Here is a 20026-nt window from a genome sequence, read left to right as displayed (position 1 = left end):
CATTCCTGGTGTGGTGGCTGGCCGGTCGCCTCCCTATGTTCGTGCCCAAGACGCAATGGGTGACGCGAAAAGGGGGATGGCGTGAACCGTATCGCGAATGCGCTCGCTCTGTTGCTGGCCTTGCCGGCCTGTTCCGCCTTCGCCCAAGAAACCGGCGTTCTCAAGGGCGAGGCTGCCTTTGGCGGCTGGCGCGACGACCGGCCGGGCGTGCGCCGCCTGTTTGCGCCACAGGATTTGCCGAAGCCATTCGCGACCGAATCCGCCGGCAATGGCGCGGAGGAGGTGGAACGACCTGAAAATGCCAAGCCGACCCTGCCGCCGGGTTTTTCCGCCGAACTGGTCGCGTCCGGCCTGCGCAATCCGCGCGTGGTGCGCGTCGCTCCCAATGGCGACATTTTCGTCGCCGACAGCAGCACCAACCAGATCCGCACTTACCGCCTCGCGGCGACGGCAGGTCAGCCGGCACAATCGGAAATCTTCGCCAAGGGCCTGCGGGCGCCCTATGGCATCGCTTTCTACCCACCCGAAAAACCCGAATGGGTTTATGTCGCCAACACCGGTTCGGTCGTGCGCTTTCCCTACAAGCCGGGCGATCTTGAAGCCTCCGGGCCGCCGCAGGCCGTGATCAAGGACATCCCGACCGGCGGCCACTGGACCCGCGACATCGCCTTCTCGCCGGACGGCAAGGTGCTTTATCTCTCCGTCGGCTCCGCCTCCAATGTCGCCGAGGGCGACGCCAAGGCGCCGAAGGGCGGGCTGGAAGGCTGGACACGAACCCAGGTCTTGGGTGCCCCCTGGGGCGACGAGCAAGGCCGCGCCGCGGTCTTCGCCTTCGATGCCGACGGCAAGAACCGCCGCACAGTAGCCACCGGCCTGCGCAACTGTTCGGGGCTTGCTGTGCAACCGGCCACCGGCGAACCTTGGTGTGTCGTCAACGAACGCGACGCGCTGGGCGACAACCTGCCCTTCGAATATGCGACGTCGGTGAAGGAAGGCGCCTTCTATGGCTGGCCCTGGTATTACATCGGCGATCATCAGGATCCGCGCCATGCCGGCGCGCGGCCCGACCTTGCCGGCAAGGTGACTGTGCCGGACGTGCTCATCCAGCCGCATTCGGCGCCGCTCGGCATCGCCTTTTACGAAGGCGATCAGTTTCCGGCGGCATACAAGGGAGATGCCTTCGTCGCCCTGCACGGGTCATGGAACCGTGCCCTGCGCACCGGCTACAAGGTGGTGCGGCTCCTCTTCAAGGATGGCAAGCCGACCGGCGAGTACGAAGACTTCATGACCGGCTTCGTCATCTCCGACGACGCCGTCTGGGGCAGGCCCGTCGGCGTGGCCGTCGCGGGCGACGGCTCGCTGATCGTCACCGAGGATGCCAGCGGCACCATCTGGCGCGTCACCTATAACGGCCAGAAGTAAGCGCCTCGGGAAGGACGTCTACCGGGTATCAGCCGAATTTGCGCTGCGCGTCGAGCGCCAGGCCCAAGCCCACCGAGCCGAAGGCATCGCCCTGCACGACCTTGGCCTGCGGCACCAGCGCCAGGATGCTGCGCCGCGCCAGCGGGATGGCAGTCGAGCCGCCGGTTAGGAACACGGCGGTGATGTCTTCTGGGCGTATGCCGGCCTGCCTCAGTGTCTCGGCGACGGTGTCCGTCACCCGGCCTATCTCGGTGCGGATCGTCTGTTCCAGCCCTTGTTTTGTCAGGCTGGCGGTAAATGTCGCGCCGGGCAGGTCCACGTCGATGTTGGCCTGTTCGGCGTCGGTCAGCTCGATCTTGGCCTTTTCAACGCGGCCGGCGAGCGCATGGCCGAAACGATGCTCGACCACTTCGATCAGCCGGTCGACAAGGTCGGGCTGGGCTGCCTCGTAGCGGATCTGGCGCAGATCAAGCATCGCCTTCGGCGTATAGAGCAGGTTGATGCGCTGCCAGGTGGCGAGGTCGATGAAATAGCCGGCGGGCAGGTTGCGCTTGCCGTCCTTGGTCTGGGTCAAATAGCCGAGCTGCGGCATCACATGGGCGATGCTGAGCAGCCGGTCGAAATCCGTGCCGCCGATGTGAATGCCGCGATTGGCGAGGATGTCGTCCTTGCGGTCGTTGGCGGTGGCGCGCTCTGGTGACACGCGCACGATGGAAAAGTCCGAGGTGCCGCCGCCCATGTCGACGATCAGCGCCAGTTCTTCGCGGCTGACCGTATGTTCATAGTCAAGTGCTGCCGCAATCGGCTCGAACTGGAAGTCGATATGCTTGAAGCCCTGCTTGCGCGCCGCCTTTTCCAACTCGCTTTGCGCGGCCGCGTCGGCGGTATCGTCCTCGTCGACGAAGCGCACTGGCCGCCCCAGCACCACGTTTTCCACGGCCTGGTCGTTGTGGTTGTCCAACTGCGTTTTCAGATGGGCAATGAACATGCCGATGATGTCGGTGAAGGCGATGGAGCGCGCCTTGATGCGCGTCTTCTCATGCACCAGCGAGGATCCCAGCACGCTTTTCAGCGCCCGCATCAGCCGTCCCTCGACGCCGTCGGTATAGTTGCCGATGGCATTGCGGCCGAACAGCGCACCGCCATCCTCGAAATTGAAGAAGATCGCCGACGGCAGCGTCGCGCTGCCGCTTTCGAGCGCCACCAGCCGCGGGCGGCCGTTCTCGATCACGCCGACGGTGGAATTGGAAGTGCCGAAGTCTATGCCGCCGAAAGCCGGTCGCATCGTCTCGTCCTGAATGTTGAGCGTGAAAGGGCGCGGTCCTGTCGGGCAGGGTCGCGGCGGGACCGTGCGCCTACAGGACCGGGCGGCGAATGTCGATGGCTTTCCTGCCATCTTCCCTGAAAATTGACCGGCTGGACCAGCATCCGCGCATTTTCAGCAGCGGCCGGTTCGTGCGATAGAAGCGGTCGCCAATCGCTGCCGAGGCTCGACCATGACCCTTGCCGGATTTCTTGCCTATTCCGCCGCGCTCGCCGTGGCCGCCGCCATTCCCGGCCCAGGCGTAACCGCCTTGGTGGCGCGGGCGCTGGGCTCCGGCTTTCGTTCGTCGCTGGCCATGTCGCTTGGTCTCGTGCTCGGCGATCTCACCTATCTGACCGCCGTGGTGCTGGGCCTGGCACTGGTGGCGCAGAGCTTCGGCATGGTGTTCCTGGTCATCAAATGGCTCGGCGTGCTCTATCTCGCCTATCTCGGCTGGTGTTTCTGGACCGCTGGCATCACCCCGGAGACCATTGAAGCCAGGCGTGGCCGGGACGGGTTCCTGCCCTCCGTGCTGGCCGGTCTCACCGTCACGCTGGGCAATCCGAAGACGATGATCTTCTACCTCGCCATCACGCCGACCATCGTCGACCTGAAGTCGCTGACCTTCGCCGATTACGGCATCCTCGCCGCCATCACCGCATGTGTGCTTCTGGTGGTCCTCGTGCCCTACCTGGCGCTCGCCGCCAAGGCGCGCTGGTTCCTGCGCTCGCCGCGCGCGCTCAAGGTGTTGAACCGTACAGCCGCCGGCTTCATGGTTGGCGCCGCGGCAGCGATCGCCGCCCGTCCATAAGGGTGTTTCGGCAAAATCGAACCTGAAACAGCGTTTTCCAAGAAAAATTCTTCCGAAGCGATGCGGTTTTCAGTACGCCGCCCACTCGGATATTTTCCGGTGGCGGCCTATCTTCCTGTGTTGAAAAACCGCATAAGCCAGCCTCGTCTCAGGGAGCAAAACCAATGAACAAACCTGTCTCCTCATCCCGCGTCCCCGGTCGCGGCCGCGTCTACAACTCCATCACCGAGACGATCGGCGACACGCCGCTGGTGCGGCTCGACAAGTTCGCGAAGGAAAAGGGCATTGTCGCCAACCTGATCGCCAAGCTGGAATTCTTCAACCCGATCGCCTCGGTCAAGGACCGCATCGGCGTCGCTATGATCGAAACCCTCGAAAAGGCCGGCAAGATCACGCCGGGCAAGACCACGCTGATCGAGCCGACCTCGGGCAACACCGGCATCGCGCTGGCTTTCGCCGCGGCCGCCAAGGGCTACAAGCTCATCCTCACCATGCCGGAGACCATGTCGGTGGAGCGCCGCAAGATGCTGGCGCTGCTCGGCGCCGAGTTGGTGCTGACCGAGGGGCCGAAAGGCATGAAGGGCGCAATCGCCAAGGCCGACGAGCTCGCCGCCTCGCTGCCGGACGCCGTCATTCCGCAGCAATTCGAGAACCCGGCCAATCCCGAAATCCATCGCCAGACCACGGCCGAGGAGATCTGGAACGACACCCATGGCGAAATCGACATCTTCGTTGCCGGCATCGGCACCGGCGGCACCATCACCGGCGTCGGCCAGGTGATCAAGCAGCGCAAGCCTTCGCTACATGTCGTGGCGGTCGAGCCGGATGCCTCGCCGGTGCTGTCGGGCGGCCAGCCCGGCCCGCACAAGATCCAGGGCATCGGCGCGGGCTTTGCCCCAAAAATCCTCGACACCACCGTCTATGACGAGATCGTCAAGGTTTCGAACGAGGATTCCATTGCCAACGCCCGGCTTGTCGCCCGCCTCGAAGGCGTGCCGGTTGGCATCTCCTCGGGTGCCGCGCTGCAGGCCGCGATCGTCGTCGGCTCGCGCCCCGAGAACAAGGGCAAGAACCTCGTCGTCATCATCCCGTCCTTCGCCGAGCGTTATCTGTCGACCGTACTGTTCGAAGGGCTCGGAGCCTGAGGTTCTCCTCCAACTGACTGGAAGGGTTGGAGAAATTCTCCTTCCCGGTACGCTGGCATGATCGTTTTCCTCCCTTTTTGGGGAGGAGGCGGTCGTACTGGACCTCTCGAAAAAACCCGTGGCGCGGCTTGAGCGCGCCACGGCTTCCGGTGCACATCTCTCCCGTCCGGTTTGAGTCCGGATTGGGAGGATCACATGTACAAGCTTTATACCCGCGCCGGCTCCGGCGGTTTCGTCATCGAGGCGGCGCTGAAAATCGCCGGCGTGCCGTTCGAGCAGATCGAGGTGCCGAAGCGCGCCGAGCCCGATCCGGAATTCCTGAAGATCAGCCCGATGAACCAGGTGCCGGTGCTGGTGCTGCCGGACGGTCACGCCGTGCCGGAAACGGCGGCGATCTGCATTCTTCTGGGCGAATTGCACCCCAATGCCGGGCTCGGGCCGGTGGCGGGAGAGCCAGGCAGGGCGGACTTCCTGCGCTGGCTGGCCTTCATGACGTCCTCCGTCTACATGGCCAATCTGCGCTATTATTACCCGCACCGCTCGACCACCGACACCGCCGGCATCGAAGCGGTCAAGAAAGCCGCCATCATCGAAATGGATAAGGAAATCAGTGTCCTGGACCGTGCATTGGCCGGCCGCGACTGGCTGGTTGGCGACAGCCGCACCATTGCCGACATCTATATGCTGATGCTGGTGTGCTGGTATCCGGGCCTCGACAAGCTTCCGACCTGGCCGAATGTCCAGCGGGTCTGCGCCCGCTTGCGCGCCGATCCGATGCTTGCCGCCCTCAACGATCCGCACGAGATGTGGGCTGCCTGAGGCGCGGAAATCGGGGCCGATGTGGATAATTCGGCCCCAAGGCGCCCAGAGTCAAATAATTTTGGCAAGCGGAACCAAGGGCTTGCGGAAATTTCGGCGCCACGCGGCGCCAAACGAATTCACCCAGGGCAATTTCCGCGCAAAATGCGTCCATTCCGATCGCATCGCGGCGGTTTTCTTCGAAGTTTGTTCAATTGACCAGCGCGGCCTGCTTTGCCGTGAGGAACCGCCGCACGGACTCGTCGCGCTCCAGCCCGATCGCCCGTTCATAAGCCTGCCTTGCCTCGTCGGCGCGGCCGAGGTCGCGCAGCAGGCCGGCCCGCGCCGCCCAGTAAGGCTGATAGTCGTCAATGCGGCGATCGTCGCCGATGGCGTCCAGTGCCGAAAGCCCGGCGGCCGCTCCTTGCGTCTCGGCGATCGCCACGGCGCGGTTGATCGCCACCACGGGCGAACCGGCGACCAGCGCCAGCGCGTCGTAGAAACTGCACAGCGCCTGCCAGTTGGTGACGCCGGTGAAGCGCCGCGCCGCATGCACCGACTGGATCGCCGCTTCGATCTGGTAGCGGCCGAGTTCGCGCGAATGGCCGGCGTGCCTCAGCAGCGCGTCGGCCTCTCCCATCAGCTTGGTATCCCAGCTGCCCATGTCCTGCTCGCTGAGCGGCACGAAGTCGCCGCTGGCGTCGCGGCGGGCGCCGCGCCGTGCTTCGGCGTAGAGCATGAGCGCCAGCAGCGCCAGCGCCTCCGGCTCGTCCGGCATCAGTCCGGCGACAAGCCGGCCGAGCCAGATCGCCTCGGTCGCCAGGTTGCGGCGCCGTGTCTCGGTGCCGGCCGGGTCGGTCCAGCCTTCGGCGAAGGCGGCATAGATCGCCTCCAGCACCGCTGAAAGCCGCTCGGGGAATTCCGCCCGTTCCGGAATGCGGAAGGGAATGCCGGCCTCCCGGATACGCGCCTTGGCTCGCACCAGCCGCTGGCTCATCGTCGCCGGCGAGACCAGGAAGGCGGAGGCGATGGTGGCGGCATCGAGGCCGAGCACGGTCTGCAGGATGAGCGGTGCGCGCACGCCGGGCTCGATGGCCGGATGCGCGCAGGCGAAGATCAGGCCGAGACGGTCGTCCGGCAGTTTTTCGCGCACGGCCTCCTCCTCCATCTCCTCGCTGATCAGCTTCAGGTGGGGGTGCGCCGCCTCGTTGGTCTGGCGGCGGCGGTGCTGGTCGGTGGCTCGACGGCGCGCCACGGTGAGCAGCCAGGCCTCGGGATGCGCCGGCACGCCGGAAACCGGCCATGTCGCCAGGGCTTTGGCGAAGGCGTCGGCCAGCGCGTCCTCGGCGCCGGCGACGTCGTGCGAGCGGGCCGAGAGGAAGGCGACCAGCTTGCCATAGCTGTGGCGGGCGGCCGTTTCCGCCGCCGCCCGCGCCAGGGCTGCCTTGTCCGTCATCGGCGGCGTACGGTCAGTGCGTCGGCCAGATCGGCCGCACCTCGACCGTGCCATGGCTGGCGGCGGGGCAGCGCGCCGCCCAGGCAAGGGCCGCGTCGAGGTCCGGCGCCTCGATCAGATAGAAGCCGCCGAGCTGTTCCTTGGTGACGGCGAAGGGGCCGTCGAGCACTTCGGTCTTGCCGTCGCGGATACGGACCGTGGTCGAGGCATGCGAGGGCTGCAGCCTTTCGCCCGCCACCATGGCGCCGGCCTTGGCCAGTGCCGCGTTGTAGGCCTGGTAGGGCTCGGTCATCAGCCCGACCATCTCGGGCGTCATCTTGGCGAAAGCCGTTTCGTCGGCATGGATGAGAAGGATGTATTGCATCGGAAATCTCCCACTTTTTCAAAGGCCGCATCGTTGCCAGCCGAACGAATGTCGCGCGAGCTTGCCCGATTTCGACAGTGGTTGGAAAATTTTCTTCGATGGCGGTCGAAAAAAGCAGAACCGCCGGCGCGGGAGGACGCCGGCGGTTCAATTCATGCGGAAATCGACGCGGCTCGAGCCGGCGCCGGCGTGCCTCAGACGCGCGCGGCAACCGCCGGGCGCTGCGGCCGGTAGGTGGTCGTGCGATGATCACCAGCGGGGCGGGCAACCCGGCTGTCGTGGCGGCTCTCGAGCGTCATCAATGGGCGCTCACGCCGAGCGTATGGGCGCGGCGGGCGCAGGCCGGGCCCGGGCCGCGCATGTAATGACGCTCCGGCCGGTAGGTCGGTGCGATGAATTCGCGGATGGCGGCGGCGTAGCCCTTGAACTGGCTCCAGATGGTCATTTCTCTATTCCCTGTCTCGATTTTCGGATGCCCGGTCCGAATTGGATGCATCCTAACGAGAAGGCGTGAATAGTCGGTGAACGGGATGTTAATCTTCGGGCAAAACCTTTCCCGATCGTGGCCGGAAAGTGGCGGATTAGCGGTGTTTTGGTGCTTTTTGACGCCTTGCCGGATGGTGTTGTTTTCGCGCCACACCGGCTTTCGTTTGGGACTCGAAAAAGCGCGGTTCGGGTTCGGAGTGAGAGCGCGCTTTTTTTGGCGTGGAGAGGGTGGTGGGATCTTGCCCGGGGGGAGGCAGAGCGGTTCTAAATGAGCCTCCGATCTTGCCGCCGCGCACGCCTTGCGCACCGCCGAAACGTATCGGGCCTGACCTGAGAGGATGCGCAATGGACATGTGGCGGTTTATCGATTGTATCAATCCGGCGGGCGAACGCCCGGCGCGGCCGGAAGACCTGCAGCGGTTCGAGGAGACGACGGGCATCTATCTTCCCGACGACTACTGCGCCTTCCTCCTGGCATGCGCCGGCGGCATCTGCCGCCAGACAGTGTCGTTCGATTTTTCGAACGGCGTCTGGGCCGGTTACGTGCAGGATGTCGGCGGTTTGCAGGAGGACCCGGTTTATTCCCTGCTGCACAACTGGAAATCTCCACCCTGGCCGCTCCGCAAGGATCTGTTGTGGATCATGAACGACCATGGCGGCAACCCGATCTGCCTCAGGCTCGACGAGGGCAATGAAGGCAAGCTCTGCTTTGTCGATCACGAGCTTGCACCCGAGAACAACGAGTGGACCCTGGAAGAAGCCTCCGCCGACGATTGGGGTTATGTCCTGCCCCTGGCCTCGTCCTTTACCGCCTTTGTGAGCAACCTTCGGCGCAAGTGAGCGTCGTCGTCAGGTAGCGCTAGGCCAAAAACGCCTTCTCGAAGGCCACGCGGCCCTTTGGCGAGAAGGTGACGACGCGGCTGTCCTTTTCGCGCCGCGCCCATTTCTCGGCGAGGATCTTGTCGAGGATGGCGGCGCCCAGCCGTCCGGCCAGATGCGAGCGGCGCACGCTCCAGTCGAGACAGTCGCGGCAGACCGGCCGGCGCGAAGGGCCGGGATCGCCAACGTCGATGCCGACGGCGGCGAAATGCGCGGCACCCTTCGGGCCAAGCCCGATCGCCCCGCCGTCCCGCACCAGTATGTCGCGGGCAAGGAAGCCGTCCAGCATCTTGACGGCATGTTCGCCGGCCAGATGATCGTAGCAGACGCGCGCCTCGCGCATGGCGGGTTCACGGGGGCCGGGCCGGGCCCGTTTCGGGCCGGCGCCGGCGGCGACGCCCATGATCGCTTCCAGCATCGACGCCACCTGCGGTCCTGCGAGGCCGTAATAGCGGTGCCGGCCCTGGGCCGCGACGGTGAGCAGCCCGCCCTCGATCAGCTTGGCGAGGTGCGACGAGGCGGTGGCCAGGCCAACGCCGCCTTCCAGCGCCAGTTCGCTCGCCGTCAGCGCCGAACCAGTCATCAGCGCGGTCAGCATGTTGGCGCGTGCCGGGTCGCCGACCAGGCTGGCGACGCGGGCAATGTCCGGTCCGTCTTTCATAGTTCGATCTCCATCAAAGCATTATCGCCAGGGAAGCACTAATCTGGTGGCAGTTCAAGGAGACGGCAGCGCCGCCGATGCGGACTGCTGACACTCTAACGATCTTTGCCAGGCAATGTTTCGATCGCGCTCGAAGCATCGGCATCAACCCATAAGGAGACGACCATGAGCATCACCTGCTTCACCCGCTACGAGATCGACCCGTTCAGGAAGGATGCGTTCGAGGAGTATGCACGCGCCTGGGGGCAGGCCATTCCACGCTGCGGCGCTGATCTGATCGGCTATTTTGCTCCGCATGAAGGTTCGGCCACCACCGCCTACGCGCTCTATACGGTCGAGAATCTCGCGGCCTATGAAGCCTATCGCGCCCGTCTCGCCAAGGACCCCGAGGGCAAGGCCAATTTCGAATTCGCCCGGCGCGAGCGGTTCATCCTCAAGGAAGACCGCATCTTCCTGAAACTGGCCTCAGTGCCGCATGCGCCGCTGGTGACGCCGTGATATCGGGCGACGTTTTCATGCTGGCCGGCGGTGCCGGCGAACCGCGATTGCTGGTCAGGCGTTTGGTCTCGGCAGGTCCGGCGGTCCTCTACGTCCATGGCGCGACGTTTCCCTCGGCGCTGTCGGTCGCCTACCGCTTCGAAGGCCATTCCTGGATGGACGACCTGCATCGGCGCGGCTTCGATGTGTGGGCCTTCGATTTTGCCGGTTATGGCGGTTCCGGCCGTCCGGCTTCCTTTTCGCGCTCGCCGGTTGGTCGGCCGCCCGGCGGTCGCGCGCCGGCGGCCTGCCGGCAGCTTGCCCGGGTCGTCGCACATGTGCTGGCCGCCACCGGCGGTTCGCGGGTTTCGTTGATCGCGCATTCGTGGGGCTCGCTTGTCGCCGGGCGTTACGCGGCGGCCAGGCCGGAGACGGTCGACCGCCTGGCGCTTTTCGGGCCGATCGCGCGGCGCGAGGCAACCGGGCAGACGGTTGCGGATTTTCCGGGCTGGCGCCTGGTGTCGATTGCCGACCAGCTGTCGCGTTTTGTCGAGGACGTGCCGGCGGGGCATCCGCCTGTCCTGATCGAGCCGCAACTCGCATCCTGGGGGCCGGCCTATCTCGCCACGGATCCCCGAAGCGGGGCACGCACGCCGCCTGCCGTCCAGATCCCGTCCGGTCCGGTGGCCGACATCGCCGCCGCATGGGCTGGCCGCTTGCCTTACGACCCGTCACGCATCGAGGCGCCGACGCTGATCGTGCGCGGTCAATGGGACAGCGTTTCCAACGACGCCGACGCCGCCTGGCTGATGGGGCGGCTGGGAGGCCGGGTCAAGCTCGACCGCAAGCTTCCGAAAGGCACCCATCTGATGCATCTTGAAACCGGCCGCGCGGCATTGTTTGAAACGGTCGGCCGTTTCCTCACAGGAGAAACGAACCCATGATCGCCGTCATTTTCGAAGTCACCCCGGCGGAAGGCAGGCGTGACGCCTATCTCGGCATCGCCGCCAATCTGCGTCCGCTTCTCGACGGGATCGACGGGTTCATCTCCATCGAGCGGTTCCAGAGCCTGTCCGATCCGGCACACGTCCTGTCGCTGTCGTTCTGGCGCGACGAGGAGGCGGTGAAACAATGGCGCAACACCGAGGATCATCGCCAGGCCCAGAAAGCCGGGCGCGGCGGCGTCTTTGCGGATTACCGCCTGCGCATCGCCCATGTGGTGCGGGACTACGGCATGTTCGAACGCGCGGAGGCCCCGGCCGACAGCCGGGGCGTGCATGACGGCGCGGCGCTCTAGCGGCGGCGAAGCGCCGGCTGGTCAGGCATTGCCGATGAGCACGCCGGCGGCGAAGACCAGCGCGCCGCCAAGCACCACCTGGAAGGCGGCGCGCAGGAAGGGCGTTTCCATGTAGCGGTTCTGGATGAAGGCGATCGCCCACAATTCGAAGAACACCACGATCGCCGCCACCGTCGTCGCGGTCCAGAAATCGGTGATGAGATAGGGCAAAGCGTGGCCGAGGCCGCCCAGCGTCGTCATGATGCCGTTGGCGAGCCCCCGCTTCAGCGGCGAGCCGCGCCCCGACAATTTGCCGTCGTCATGCGCGGCCTCGGTGAAGCCCATCGAAATGCCGGCGCCGATCGAGGCCGAAAGACCGACCAGGAAGGTCTGCCAGGTGTCGTGCGTGGCGAAGGCGGCGGCGAAGATCGGCGCCAGCGTCGAGACCGAACCGTCCATCAGGCCGGCCAAACCCGGCTGCACATAGGTGAGGATGAACTGCCGCCGCTCGGTCGCCGCCTCCTGGTCGCGCACTTCGCCCGGCACATAGCGCTGTTCGAGCTTGTGGGCGAGGTTTTCGTGGCCCTGTTCGGCCGCTGCTAGGTCGCCGAGCAGCTTGCGGGTCGAGGCGTCGGAAGTGCGTTTGGCGGCCTCCAGATAGAAAAGCTGCGCCTGCCGCTCCATCTCCTCGGCCTGGTGACGCACCTTGTCGATGCCGAGCGGCCGTACCAGCCAGTCCGGCTTGCGCTCGTAATAGCCTTTCACATGCTCGCGCCGGATCAGCGGAATGCGTTCGCCGAAGCGTTTGCGGTGCAGTTCGATCAGCATGGCGCGGTGCTTGTCCTCTTCCGTCGCCATTTCATCGAACAGCCGCGCGGAGCTCGGGAAATCGGCTTCCAGCCCTTCGGCGTAGGAGCGGTAGATGCGCGCGTCGTCCTCTTCCGAGGAGATGGCGAGCGCCAGGATTTCCTGTTCCGAGAGCGAGGAAAAGGGGCGGCGGCCGAAACCGAAGACACGGGAAAGCATGATGGGATGTCTCTAGTTTAGAATTATTCTAAACTATGCAATCAATACGGTGCGGTCAACCGGCGCGACGCCTGCGCGGGGCGTGGCGTGCACAAAAATGTGAGTTGTCTTTTTATCGGCGAATGTTTGCCTATATCGAAGGGCAGCCCGCATCGGTGCAAACAAAGGCAGGAGCTTCTTCGCATGACGGCAGCCAAGCGCGAAAAATCCTTCGACCCCAAACCCGTTCTCGACCTCATCGTATCGATCGAGGCGGATTTGAAACGGCTGAAGGAGATGGTCGCGCTGAGGGTCGAGGCTTTCGACCCCGCCAATCCGCACAACAAGACGACGGATGGCAAGCTGACCAAGGAAGGCGTGGAATGCTGCTATCGCATGTTCGACAAGGGCGAGACGCGTTATTCCGTTTCGCAGCAGATGAAGATTTCCTTCGCCGCCGCCACCCATCGCTTCAGTTCCTGGCGCAAGGCCGGCGGCGCCAAGCGCAAGAAGGTGCTGCTGGGCTGAACAAGCTGGCGGCCGGCAAAAGGGCGCCAAGGGCGGCCGTACGGATCACCCGGTTGGATTGTCGATAGCATATGAAAAACGGGCGCCCTGGGGCGCCCGTTTTGTTTTCGAGGTCGTGCGACCTATTTTAGTTCAGCACCGGGCAGCGCGGGTCGCGGCGGGCGAACACCACGCTGGCGCGGTCGCCGCTGCGGGTGATGCCGCGCACTTCGATGGTGCGGCGGCCGACACCGACCACGCGCACACGGCGCAGGCCCATGCGCTCGGCCTTGTCGAGCGCGCGGTTGGGGCTGCATTCGGCGCGGCGGTATTCGCCGTCGTCACCGCGGTCGCGGTCGCTGCGCCACTCGTCGGGGCGGCGGCGCCGGCCGTTGTCGTCGTCGCTGCGCCATTCGTCGGAACGGCGGCGGTCGCCGCAATATTCGCGGTCGGGGTCGCAGCGGCGGTCGCGGGTGACGATCTTCGGACCGTCCGGCCCGATCTGGATGTTGAGCTCTTCGGCCGAGGCCGTGGCCAACGGCATGCTGGTCAGCGCCATGGTGAGGGCGATGGCGGACAGGGACAATATCTTGCGCATGGGAGGCCTCCTCTCTTCGCCGCCCAATGGTCAGGCGGCGTCTTCCGTTTCAAGTCAGATTTCGCTTACGGCAGAAACAATTGGTGAGCACCGCCGATGTCCCCGATGAGCCGTGAAGGCGAAGCATGCAAACATTGTCACGGTCACATCTTTTCAATGGCGCTCAGCCGCGCTTGGCGCACATGATGACGGCGAATGTGTGTTCGGGAAGCCTCTGATGACTGTCCAGCCCCCTGCAATCGCCGATGTCCGCGCCGCCGCCAGCCGCCTCGCCGGTTTGATCGTCGAGACGCCGCTGATCGAATCCAGCGTGCTCAACGAACGCTTTGGCGGCCGCATCCTGTTCAAGCCGGAAACGCTGCAGCGCACCGGTTCGTTCAAGTTTCGCGGCGCCTACAACAAGATTTCGTCCCTGTCGCAGGAAGAGCGTCGCCATGGTGTCGTCGCCTTTTCCTCCGGCAACCATGCGCAGGGCGTGGCTGCCGCCGCTGCCATCTTCGGGCTGAAGAGCGTCATCGCCATGCCGAGCGATGCGCCCGAAACCAAGGTCGCCAATGTGCGCCGGATGGGCGCCGAGGTGGTGCGTTTCGACCGTTTCCGCGACGACCGCATGGCGGTGGTGCGGCCCTGGATGGAGCGTGGCATGGCGCTGGTGCCGCCCTTCGACGATCCCGCCATCATCGCCGGCCAGGGCACGATCGGGCTGGAGTTGATGCGGCAGGCGGCGGCGCTCGGCGTCACCCTCGATGCCGTCGTCATGCCTTGCGGCGGCGGCGGCCTGTCGAGCGGCATTTCGCTGGCGGTGAAGGATGCTTCGCCCGGCACCGATGTCTGGGTGGCGGAGCCCGAACATTTCGATGATACACGCCTTTCGCTGGCCGCCGGCCGGCGTGTCGCCATCGAGCCCGGACACAACTCGATCTGCGACGCCATCCTCACTGCCGAACCCGGCATCGTCACCTTCGAGATCAACCGCCGGAACCTCGCCGGCTCCGTCGCCGTCTCGGACGCGGCGACAGCGGCGGCCATGCGCGACGCCATGGCGCACCTCAAGCTGGTGGTGGAACCGGGCGGCTGCGTCGGCCTCGCCGCGCTGTCGTCGGGCGAGATCGAGCTCGCCGGCAAATGCGTGGCGGTGGTGCTGTCTGGCGGCAATGTCGACTTTGGCACCTATGCGAAGATCTTGGCTGCCGCCTGATTTCTGGATCGGCAGACGGCGACGGACAGGAGGACTTTCCCGACTACCCGCTCAATCCAGCGTGCGGCGGAAGCGCACCAGCGCCAGGCCAGCGAACAGCACGACGAAGAAGGCCAGCCAGCCGACCTCGCCGGCGATGGCGGGAAAATCCGCGCCCTTCAGCATCACCGCGCGGATGATGCGCAGGAAATGGGTGAGCGGGAAGATTTCGCCGAAGCTTTGCGCCCAGTCCGGCATGCCGCGATAGGGGAACATGAAGCCTGACAACAGGATCGAAGGCAGGAAGAAGAAGAAGGTGAGCTGCAGCGCCTGCATCTGGGTGCGCGCCACGGTGGAGATGGTGTAGCCCAGCAGCACCAGCGCCAGCACGAACACCAGTATGGCGCCGAGCAGCAGCGGCAGCGAGCCGACGAAGGGCACCGAAAACAGCGATTTCGCGGTAAACAGCACCACAACCACCTGCACCGCGCCGACCGCCAGATAGGGCAGGATCTTGCCCAGCATGATCTCCAGCGGGTTGGCCGGCATGGCCAGCAGGTTCTCCATCGTGCCGCGCTCGGTTTCGCGCGTCAGTGCGATCGAGGTCATCATCACCATGGTCATCTGCAGGATGACGCCGAGCAGGCCGGGCACGATGTTGTATTGCGACACGCCTTCGGGATTGTAACGACGGTGCACCACCACCTGCAGCTGGCTGCTGGCGGTCTCGGCGGCGGCCGCCTGCATGCCTTGCGCCCTGAGCAGCGCCTGCGAGGCGACGGTGCCGAGCGTCGAGATGGCGCCGCTGGCCACCGCCGGGTCGGTGGCGTCGGCCTCGATCAGGATCTGCGGGCCGTCGCCGCGCTCGACGCGGCTGGCGAAATCGGCCGGGATCGTCACCACGAAGGAGACGGTGCCGCTCTCGATCAGGAATTCGGCTTCCTCGGCGCTTTGGGCGACATGGTCGAAACGGTAGTAGCCGGTGTTTTCCAGCGCCGACACCATGGCGCGCGTGTACTGGTCGTTGCTGGTCGCCACCAGCGCCGCCGGCAGCCGCTTGGGGTCGTTGTTGATGGCGTAGCCGAACAGCAGAAGCTGGACGAGCGGCACGCCCAGCATCATGGCGAAGGTGATGCGGTCGCGCCGCATCTGGATGAATTCCTTGATCAAAAGCGCGCCGAGCCTGGCGAAGGAGAACAGGGTCATGGCGCGCTCTCGATTAAGGTCGGAAGCTGTCGCCCGCGATCCCTTCTCCCCTTGTGGGAGAAGGTGGCCGAGCCGAAGGCGAGGTCGGATGAGGGGTGTTGGACGGAGTACCGCTTATCGAGACCGGGAGCGCAACCGAAACGCGCGGTACTTTCCGCATCGTCTCGTTTCTTCCAGCACCCCTCATCCGTCTCGGCGCTGCGCGCCGAGCCACCTTCTCCCGCAAGGGGAGAAGGGGTCGCCATCAATCTCGCCATGTCACCACAGAACCCGATCACGACATATTGTCCTTCGAGCCGGCCATGAACTGGATGAAGACGTCTTCCAGGCTGGTTTCGCCGGGCATCACCGTCACGCCGTCATGCGTCTTCTCGACATCGGCCAGGGCGCGCTCGAGTGCTGCGCGGTCGGAACCGACGACATGCAGAGTCGCGCCGAACGGCGCCACCTGGTCGACGCCCGGCCGGCCGGTAAGCTCGGCGGAAAGGCGGTCGAGGCGGGGTCCCGCGACGATGAAGGTGGTGAGCCCGGCATTGGCCACCACTTCGGCCACGGTGCCGGTGGCGATCAGCTTGCCGTAGGAAATGTAGGAGATGCGGTGGCAGCGCTCGGCCTCGTCCATGTAATGGGTGGAGACCAGCACGGTCAGTCCGCCATGGGCGAGGCGATGGATTTCGTCCCAGAACTCGCGCCGCGCCTTGGGATCGACGCCGGCGGTCGGCTCGTCCAGCAAAAGCAGGCGCGGCTTGTGCATGATGCAGGCGGCGAGCGCCAGCCGCTGCTTCCAGCCGCCAGACAGCGTGCCGGCCAGCTGGTTGCGCCGGGTGGTCAGGCCGAGTTCCTCCAGCGTCGCGCCGATATGGTCCTCCAGCGGTTTCAGCCGGTAGAGGCGGGCGACGAATTCGAGGTTTTCGGCAATCGTCAGGTCCTCGTAGAACGAGAAGCGCTGCGTCATGTAGCCGACCTCGTGCTTGATCTTCAGGCTTTCGGTCCTGAGGTCGTGGCCGAGAACGGTGCCGTCGCCCTCGTCGGGGGTGAGCAGCCCGCACATCATGCGGATGGTGGTGGTCTTGCCCGAGCCGTTGGGACCGAGGAAACCGACGATCTCGCCCTCGGCCACGCTCATGGTGACATGGTCGACCACGGTGCGGTCGCCGAAGCGCTTGACCAGGTTCTTGACGTCGATGGCGTACATCAGGCGCTGCCGCTGGCGGTCGGGTTGAGGAATGGCAGTCGGCAATCGGCAGTCGGCAGTCGGAACTGCGAATGACCGCAAATGAACCTTGAGGCTTTGCCCATCTCGAATTGCCCTTTTCTGCCGACTGCCGACTGCCGACTGCCGACTGCCGACTGCCGACTGCCGACTGCCGACTGCCGACTGCCGACTGCCTACTGCCGACTGCCTACTCGCTACTCGCCAAATCCACATCCACGATCTGCCCCGGCTGCAGCGGGCCGGCGTTGCCGAGCGGCTTGGCTTCGACCAGGTAGACCAGCTTCTGGCGGTTCTCGAGCGAGTAGATGACCGGTGGCGTGAATTCCGGATCGGGCGAGACATAGCTGACGCGCGCCTTCAATCCGCTCGGGCAGCCGTCGCAGCGCACGGTAAGCTCGCCGCCGACCTTGACCGAGGAGAGACGCGGCTCCGCAACATAGACGGTGAGCTTCACCGCACCGTCCGGCAGCACCGAAAGCACCGGCGAGCTCGGGCCCGCCGTATCGCCGGGATAGCGGATGATGTCGTTGACGCGGCCGGCGGCGGGCGCCTGCAAGGTGCGCTTGGACAGCCGCCACTCGGCCTGCTCCAGCCCGGTCTGCGCCTGCTTGACCTGGTTTTCCGCGGCCTTGATCGTTTCCGGCCGCGCCGGCAGGCGGCCGACCGCAAGGTTGGCCGTGGCCTGGCCGATGGCGGCGTCCGCCACCTCGGCCTGGGTGGCGGCATCGTCATATTGCGCCTGGGTGGCGACGCCGCGCTTCAAGAGGTCCTGCGTGCGCGCCAGCGTGCGTGCGGCGTCCGCCGCCTGCGCCTTGGCCGAGCGCAACGACGCCTCCAGCACCGCGATCTCTTCCGGCCGCTTGCCGACCTGGAGATCGGCGAGCTGGGCCTCGGCCTGGGCGAGTGCCGCCTTGGCCTGCGCCACCGCGATCTGGGCATCGGCGCTTTCCAGTGTCGCCACCGGCTGGCCGGGGCCGACGCGGTCGCCGCGCTTGACCGAGACGGTCTTGACCTCGGCCACTTCGATCGGCGCGAGCAGCGCATAGTCGCCCTCGACATAACCGACCGCCAGCGGCGCACCCGGCCCGCAGGCGGAGAAAAGTTGGGCTGCCAGCGGCAACGAACAGAGCAAGCTCATCTACCTTTCTCCCTTGGCAACACACTCCGTTCCTTCTCCCCTTGCGGGAGAAGGTGGGTGGCGCCGGCTCGCCACCCAGCCTTTGCCGTGGCCGCCAAAAAATTGGCACCTCATCGCTTCGTCTCCCGCGCGGCCAGCATGGCGTCGAGATTGGTGTTCAGCACGGCCAGCACCTTGGCCGCCTCGTCGTCGCCGATCGTTTTCCAGCCCATGCGCCGCATCACCGGCTCGCGGCCGATGCGGAAATAGACGGTCTGGCCGATCAGCGAGAAGACGGCGAGGCGCGCGCTTTCGCTTTCCGCCGGCTCGCCGGTGGCGCGTTCCCAGATATGGCAGAGCCGCCGGTGCGTGGGCTCGAACACGCCGCCATAGATGCGGTCGAGCGTCGGCGTCGGATGGGCGAGTTCGCGCAGCATGAATTGCACGATCTCACCGGCGTCGGGGCTGGCGACGATGAAGGCGACCATGCCGTGCAGCACGGTCTTGAGCTGCTGGCGCGCCGCCTCCGGCGTCAGCGATGCCGGGTCGGGACCGTCGAGCCCGCCCAGCGCCTGGCCGGCGATCGACTGGATGGTCGCAACGATATGGTCGGCGACGGCGGCGCGCAGGCCCTCCTTGCCGCCGAAATGATAGGCGATGGAGCCGATATTGGCCTTGGCCGCGGCGGCGATCTCGCGGGTCGACGTGCCGTCGTAGCCTTGCCGGCCGAACAGCTTCAGCGCCGCGTGGATCAGCGCCGTCTGCGTCATGTCGGCGGGCGAGGGCGGCGGTCGGGTCGGGGCGTTGGCCATGACCGGAGTTTAATCAATCGAATGATTAATGTCCATGGCAGGCGCGGTGCATGCCCGCGATCCCGCCAGCCGCCGGAGCGGCGGCCGGGTTGGCGGTGACAAACCTCACGGGTTTGTGAGGCGCGGCGCGGGCAGGGTTGCGGCAGGATGGGGATGAGCGTCCGCCGCTTTCGACCGACGGTCGCCGCTTGATCGGGTCGCGGCTTGCGGCTGGGTTTTTCCGGCTCTCGTATCGAAAAGTGAATTTCGGAGAGATGACAATTATCGCGTATTGGGATGCTAGATCTATTTATTTAGATAAAAATAAATAACTTAATAATCGCGTTAAATAATAACTGCGCGAGATGATACGATATATTTTACTTCAAGATTGAGACAACTGCGCAAATTGCGGACGTGGCGACGGTGAACAAAATTTAATTTTCAATATCGTTGCGCGTGACGGGATGCTCTGGAAGAGTGAGGTGCGCCCACCCAAAACCCAGTTATCGTCCGAGCTCGCAACAAACGGGCGCCAAGGAAGGAGAAGTCGTCATGTCTTCGCTGCCCACTATCGTTTTGGTTCATGGTTTCTGGGGCGGTGCCGCCCATTGGAGCAAGGCAATTATCGAGCTTACCAAGCTTGGGCACACCGGCCTGCATGCCGTCGAAGTGCCGCTGACCTCGCTCGCCGACGATGCCGAACGCACGCGCAAGATGGTCAGGCAGATTGACGGGCCGGTGGTTCTGGTCGGCCATTCTTATGGCGGCGCGGTCATCACCGAGGCGGGCGACCTGCCCAATGTGGCAGGGCTGGTCTACATCGCCGCTTTCGCGCCGGATGCCGGCGAAAGCCCCGGCGGCATCAGCCAGGCCAAGGCGCCGGCCGCCTTCCCGAACATCGCCCCCGACAGCGACGGCTATCTCTGGATCAAGCCCGACAAGTTCCATGAGAGCTTCTGCCAGGATCTGACCGCCGACGAGGCGCTGGTGATGGCGGTGACGCAGAAGGCGCCGCTCGGCTCGACCTTTGGCGACAACATCACCGCGCCAGCCTGGAAAAAGAAGCCGGTCTGGTACCAGGTGTCGTCGGAAGACCGCATGATCCACCCCGAAAACCAGAAGATGATGTCGCAACGCATGAAGCCGAGGAAGATCGTCGAGCTGAACGCCAGCCACGCCTCGCTGGCATCGAAGCCGAGGGAAGTTGCGGCACTGATCGACGAAGCCGCGCGCAGCGCCGCCTGATCCGACGCCATGGGGCGGGGCGGCGATGCCGTTCGGCCTCGTGGCATCATCGGTCGCGAATCTTCGCTCTTGCGTGCAGCGAA

22 protein-coding genes are annotated in these 20026 nt (G+C 65.2%); 11 read left to right on the top strand and 11 right to left on the bottom strand.

Going from position 1 to position 20026, the window contains the following annotated elements:
- Positions 1–81 precede the first annotated feature (81 nt).
- The gene (locus tag FZF13_RS01945; RefSeq protein WP_024926494.1) at positions 82–1422 is read left to right on the top strand and encodes a PQQ-dependent sugar dehydrogenase; all 1341 of its coding nucleotides are present in this window, start codon (positions 82–84) and stop codon (positions 1420–1422) included.
- 28 nt (positions 1423–1450) lie between these two features.
- On the opposite strand, the gene FZF13_RS01940 is transcribed toward FZF13_RS01945, so the two are convergent.
- Positions 1451–2707, bottom strand: coding sequence for an Hsp70 family protein (locus FZF13_RS01940; protein ID WP_024926495.1), 1257 nt, complete (start codon positions 2705–2707; stop codon positions 1451–1453).
- A gap of 211 nt (positions 2708–2918) precedes the next feature.
- On the opposite strand from FZF13_RS01940, the gene FZF13_RS01935 reads away from it, so the two are divergent.
- From FZF13_RS01935 to FZF13_RS01925, 3 genes are all read left to right on the top strand, one after another.
- A complete protein-coding gene (locus tag FZF13_RS01935) occupies positions 2919–3536 on the top strand; it encodes a LysE family translocator (protein WP_024926496.1) in 618 nt (205 codons plus the stop codon).
- A 164-nt stretch (positions 3537–3700) separates the two neighbouring features.
- Positions 3701–4681 carry a cysteine synthase A gene (gene cysK / locus FZF13_RS01930; protein ID WP_024926497.1) on the top strand — a complete coding sequence of 327 codons (981 nt, stop codon included), beginning with the start codon at positions 3701–3703 and terminating at the stop codon, positions 4679–4681.
- Between the two features lie 195 nt (positions 4682–4876).
- A complete protein-coding gene (locus tag FZF13_RS01925) occupies positions 4877–5500 on the top strand; it encodes a glutathione S-transferase family protein (RefSeq protein WP_024926498.1) in 624 nt (207 codons plus the stop codon).
- A 190-nt stretch (positions 5501–5690) separates the two neighbouring features.
- On the opposite strand, the gene FZF13_RS01920 is transcribed toward FZF13_RS01925, so the two are convergent.
- From FZF13_RS01920 to FZF13_RS01910, 3 genes are all read right to left on the bottom strand, one after another.
- Positions 5691–6935 (bottom strand): RNA polymerase sigma factor, encoded by a 1245-nt coding sequence (locus tag FZF13_RS01920; RefSeq protein WP_024926499.1) that lies wholly within the window; start codon positions 6933–6935, stop codon positions 5691–5693.
- A gap of 13 nt (positions 6936–6948) precedes the next feature.
- Positions 6949–7299, bottom strand: a complete 351-nt coding sequence (locus tag FZF13_RS01915; RefSeq protein WP_024926500.1) for a YciI family protein — start codon at positions 7297–7299, stop codon at positions 6949–6951.
- Between the two features lie 298 nt (positions 7300–7597).
- Positions 7598–7744, bottom strand: coding sequence for a hypothetical protein (locus tag FZF13_RS01910; RefSeq protein ID WP_137901158.1), 147 nt, complete (start codon positions 7742–7744; stop codon positions 7598–7600).
- 323 nt (positions 7745–8067) lie between these two features.
- On the opposite strand from FZF13_RS01910, the gene FZF13_RS01905 reads away from it, so the two are divergent.
- Complete coding sequence (locus FZF13_RS01905; RefSeq protein WP_150978919.1) at positions 8068–8625, top strand: SMI1/KNR4 family protein; 558 nt, start codon at positions 8068–8070, stop codon at positions 8623–8625.
- A 19-nt stretch (positions 8626–8644) separates the two neighbouring features.
- Here FZF13_RS01905 and FZF13_RS01900 read toward each other — a convergent pair whose 3' ends face one another.
- Positions 8645–9325, bottom strand: a complete 681-nt coding sequence (locus FZF13_RS01900) for an ArsR/SmtB family transcription factor (protein ID WP_024926502.1) — start codon at positions 9323–9325, stop codon at positions 8645–8647.
- A 165-nt stretch (positions 9326–9490) separates the two neighbouring features.
- Between FZF13_RS01900 and FZF13_RS01895 the strand changes: the two genes are divergently transcribed.
- The 3 genes from FZF13_RS01895 to FZF13_RS01885 are packed head-to-tail and all read left to right on the top strand — an operon-like array spanning position 9491 to position 11099.
- Complete coding sequence (locus FZF13_RS01895) at positions 9491–9823, top strand: NIPSNAP family protein (protein ID WP_024926503.1); 333 nt, start codon at positions 9491–9493, stop codon at positions 9821–9823.
- Positions 9820–10746 (top strand): alpha/beta hydrolase, encoded by a 927-nt coding sequence (locus FZF13_RS01890; RefSeq protein WP_024926504.1) that lies wholly within the window; start codon positions 9820–9822, stop codon positions 10744–10746. Before FZF13_RS01895 ends, FZF13_RS01890 begins: the two co-directional genes overlap by 4 nt.
- Positions 10743–11099, top strand: coding sequence for an antibiotic biosynthesis monooxygenase family protein (locus tag FZF13_RS01885; protein WP_024926505.1), 357 nt, complete (start codon positions 10743–10745; stop codon positions 11097–11099). Before FZF13_RS01890 ends, FZF13_RS01885 begins: the two co-directional genes overlap by 4 nt.
- A gap of 21 nt (positions 11100–11120) precedes the next feature.
- Here FZF13_RS01885 and mbfA read toward each other — a convergent pair whose 3' ends face one another.
- Positions 11121–12104 (bottom strand): iron exporter MbfA, encoded by a 984-nt coding sequence (gene mbfA, locus FZF13_RS01880; protein WP_024926506.1) that lies wholly within the window; start codon positions 12102–12104, stop codon positions 11121–11123.
- A gap of 183 nt (positions 12105–12287) precedes the next feature.
- Here mbfA and FZF13_RS01875 point away from each other — a divergent pair, with 183 nt between their 5' ends.
- On the top strand, positions 12288–12611 hold the full coding sequence (locus FZF13_RS01875) for a hypothetical protein (protein WP_024926507.1): 324 nt from the start codon (positions 12288–12290) through the stop codon (positions 12609–12611).
- Positions 12612–12738: 127 nt separating this feature from the next.
- On the opposite strand, the gene FZF13_RS01870 is transcribed toward FZF13_RS01875, so the two are convergent.
- Positions 12739–13188 carry a hypothetical protein gene (locus FZF13_RS01870; RefSeq protein WP_024926508.1) on the bottom strand — a complete coding sequence of 150 codons (450 nt, stop codon included), beginning with the start codon at positions 13186–13188 and terminating at the stop codon, positions 12739–12741.
- Between the two features lie 217 nt (positions 13189–13405).
- Between FZF13_RS01870 and FZF13_RS01865 the strand changes: the two genes are divergently transcribed.
- On the top strand, positions 13406–14386 hold the full coding sequence (locus FZF13_RS01865) for a threonine ammonia-lyase (protein WP_024926509.1): 981 nt from the start codon (positions 13406–13408) through the stop codon (positions 14384–14386).
- A gap of 51 nt (positions 14387–14437) precedes the next feature.
- Here FZF13_RS01865 and FZF13_RS01860 read toward each other — a convergent pair whose 3' ends face one another.
- The 4 genes from FZF13_RS01860 to FZF13_RS01840 form a co-directional block, all read right to left on the bottom strand.
- Entirely contained in the window at positions 14438–15571 is a 1134-nt protein-coding gene (locus tag FZF13_RS01860; RefSeq protein WP_024926510.1) for an ABC transporter permease, read from the bottom strand.
- Positions 15572–15845: 274 nt separating this feature from the next.
- The gene (locus FZF13_RS01855) at positions 15846–16766 is read right to left on the bottom strand and encodes an ABC transporter ATP-binding protein (protein ID WP_024926511.1); all 921 of its coding nucleotides are present in this window, start codon (positions 16764–16766) and stop codon (positions 15846–15848) included.
- Positions 16767–16974: 208 nt separating this feature from the next.
- A complete protein-coding gene (locus FZF13_RS01845) occupies positions 16975–17925 on the bottom strand; it encodes an HlyD family secretion protein (protein ID WP_024924757.1) in 951 nt (316 codons plus the stop codon).
- 110 nt (positions 17926–18035) lie between these two features.
- On the bottom strand, positions 18036–18716 hold the full coding sequence (locus tag FZF13_RS01840) for a DUF1956 domain-containing protein (RefSeq protein ID WP_024924756.1): 681 nt from the start codon (positions 18714–18716) through the stop codon (positions 18036–18038).
- A 534-nt stretch (positions 18717–19250) separates the two neighbouring features.
- On the opposite strand from FZF13_RS01840, the gene FZF13_RS01835 reads away from it, so the two are divergent.
- Positions 19251–19943 (top strand): alpha/beta hydrolase, encoded by a 693-nt coding sequence (locus tag FZF13_RS01835; protein ID WP_024924755.1) that lies wholly within the window; start codon positions 19251–19253, stop codon positions 19941–19943.
- Positions 19944–20026 lie beyond the last annotated feature (83 nt).

It is taken from the genome of Mesorhizobium terrae (assembly GCF_008727715.1).
In the GTDB taxonomy this organism is placed as follows: Bacteria; Pseudomonadota; Alphaproteobacteria; order Rhizobiales; family Rhizobiaceae; genus Mesorhizobium; species Mesorhizobium terrae.
The sequence above is the reverse complement of the archived record's forward strand: the minus strand, read 5'-3'. Positions and strand labels throughout refer to the sequence as shown.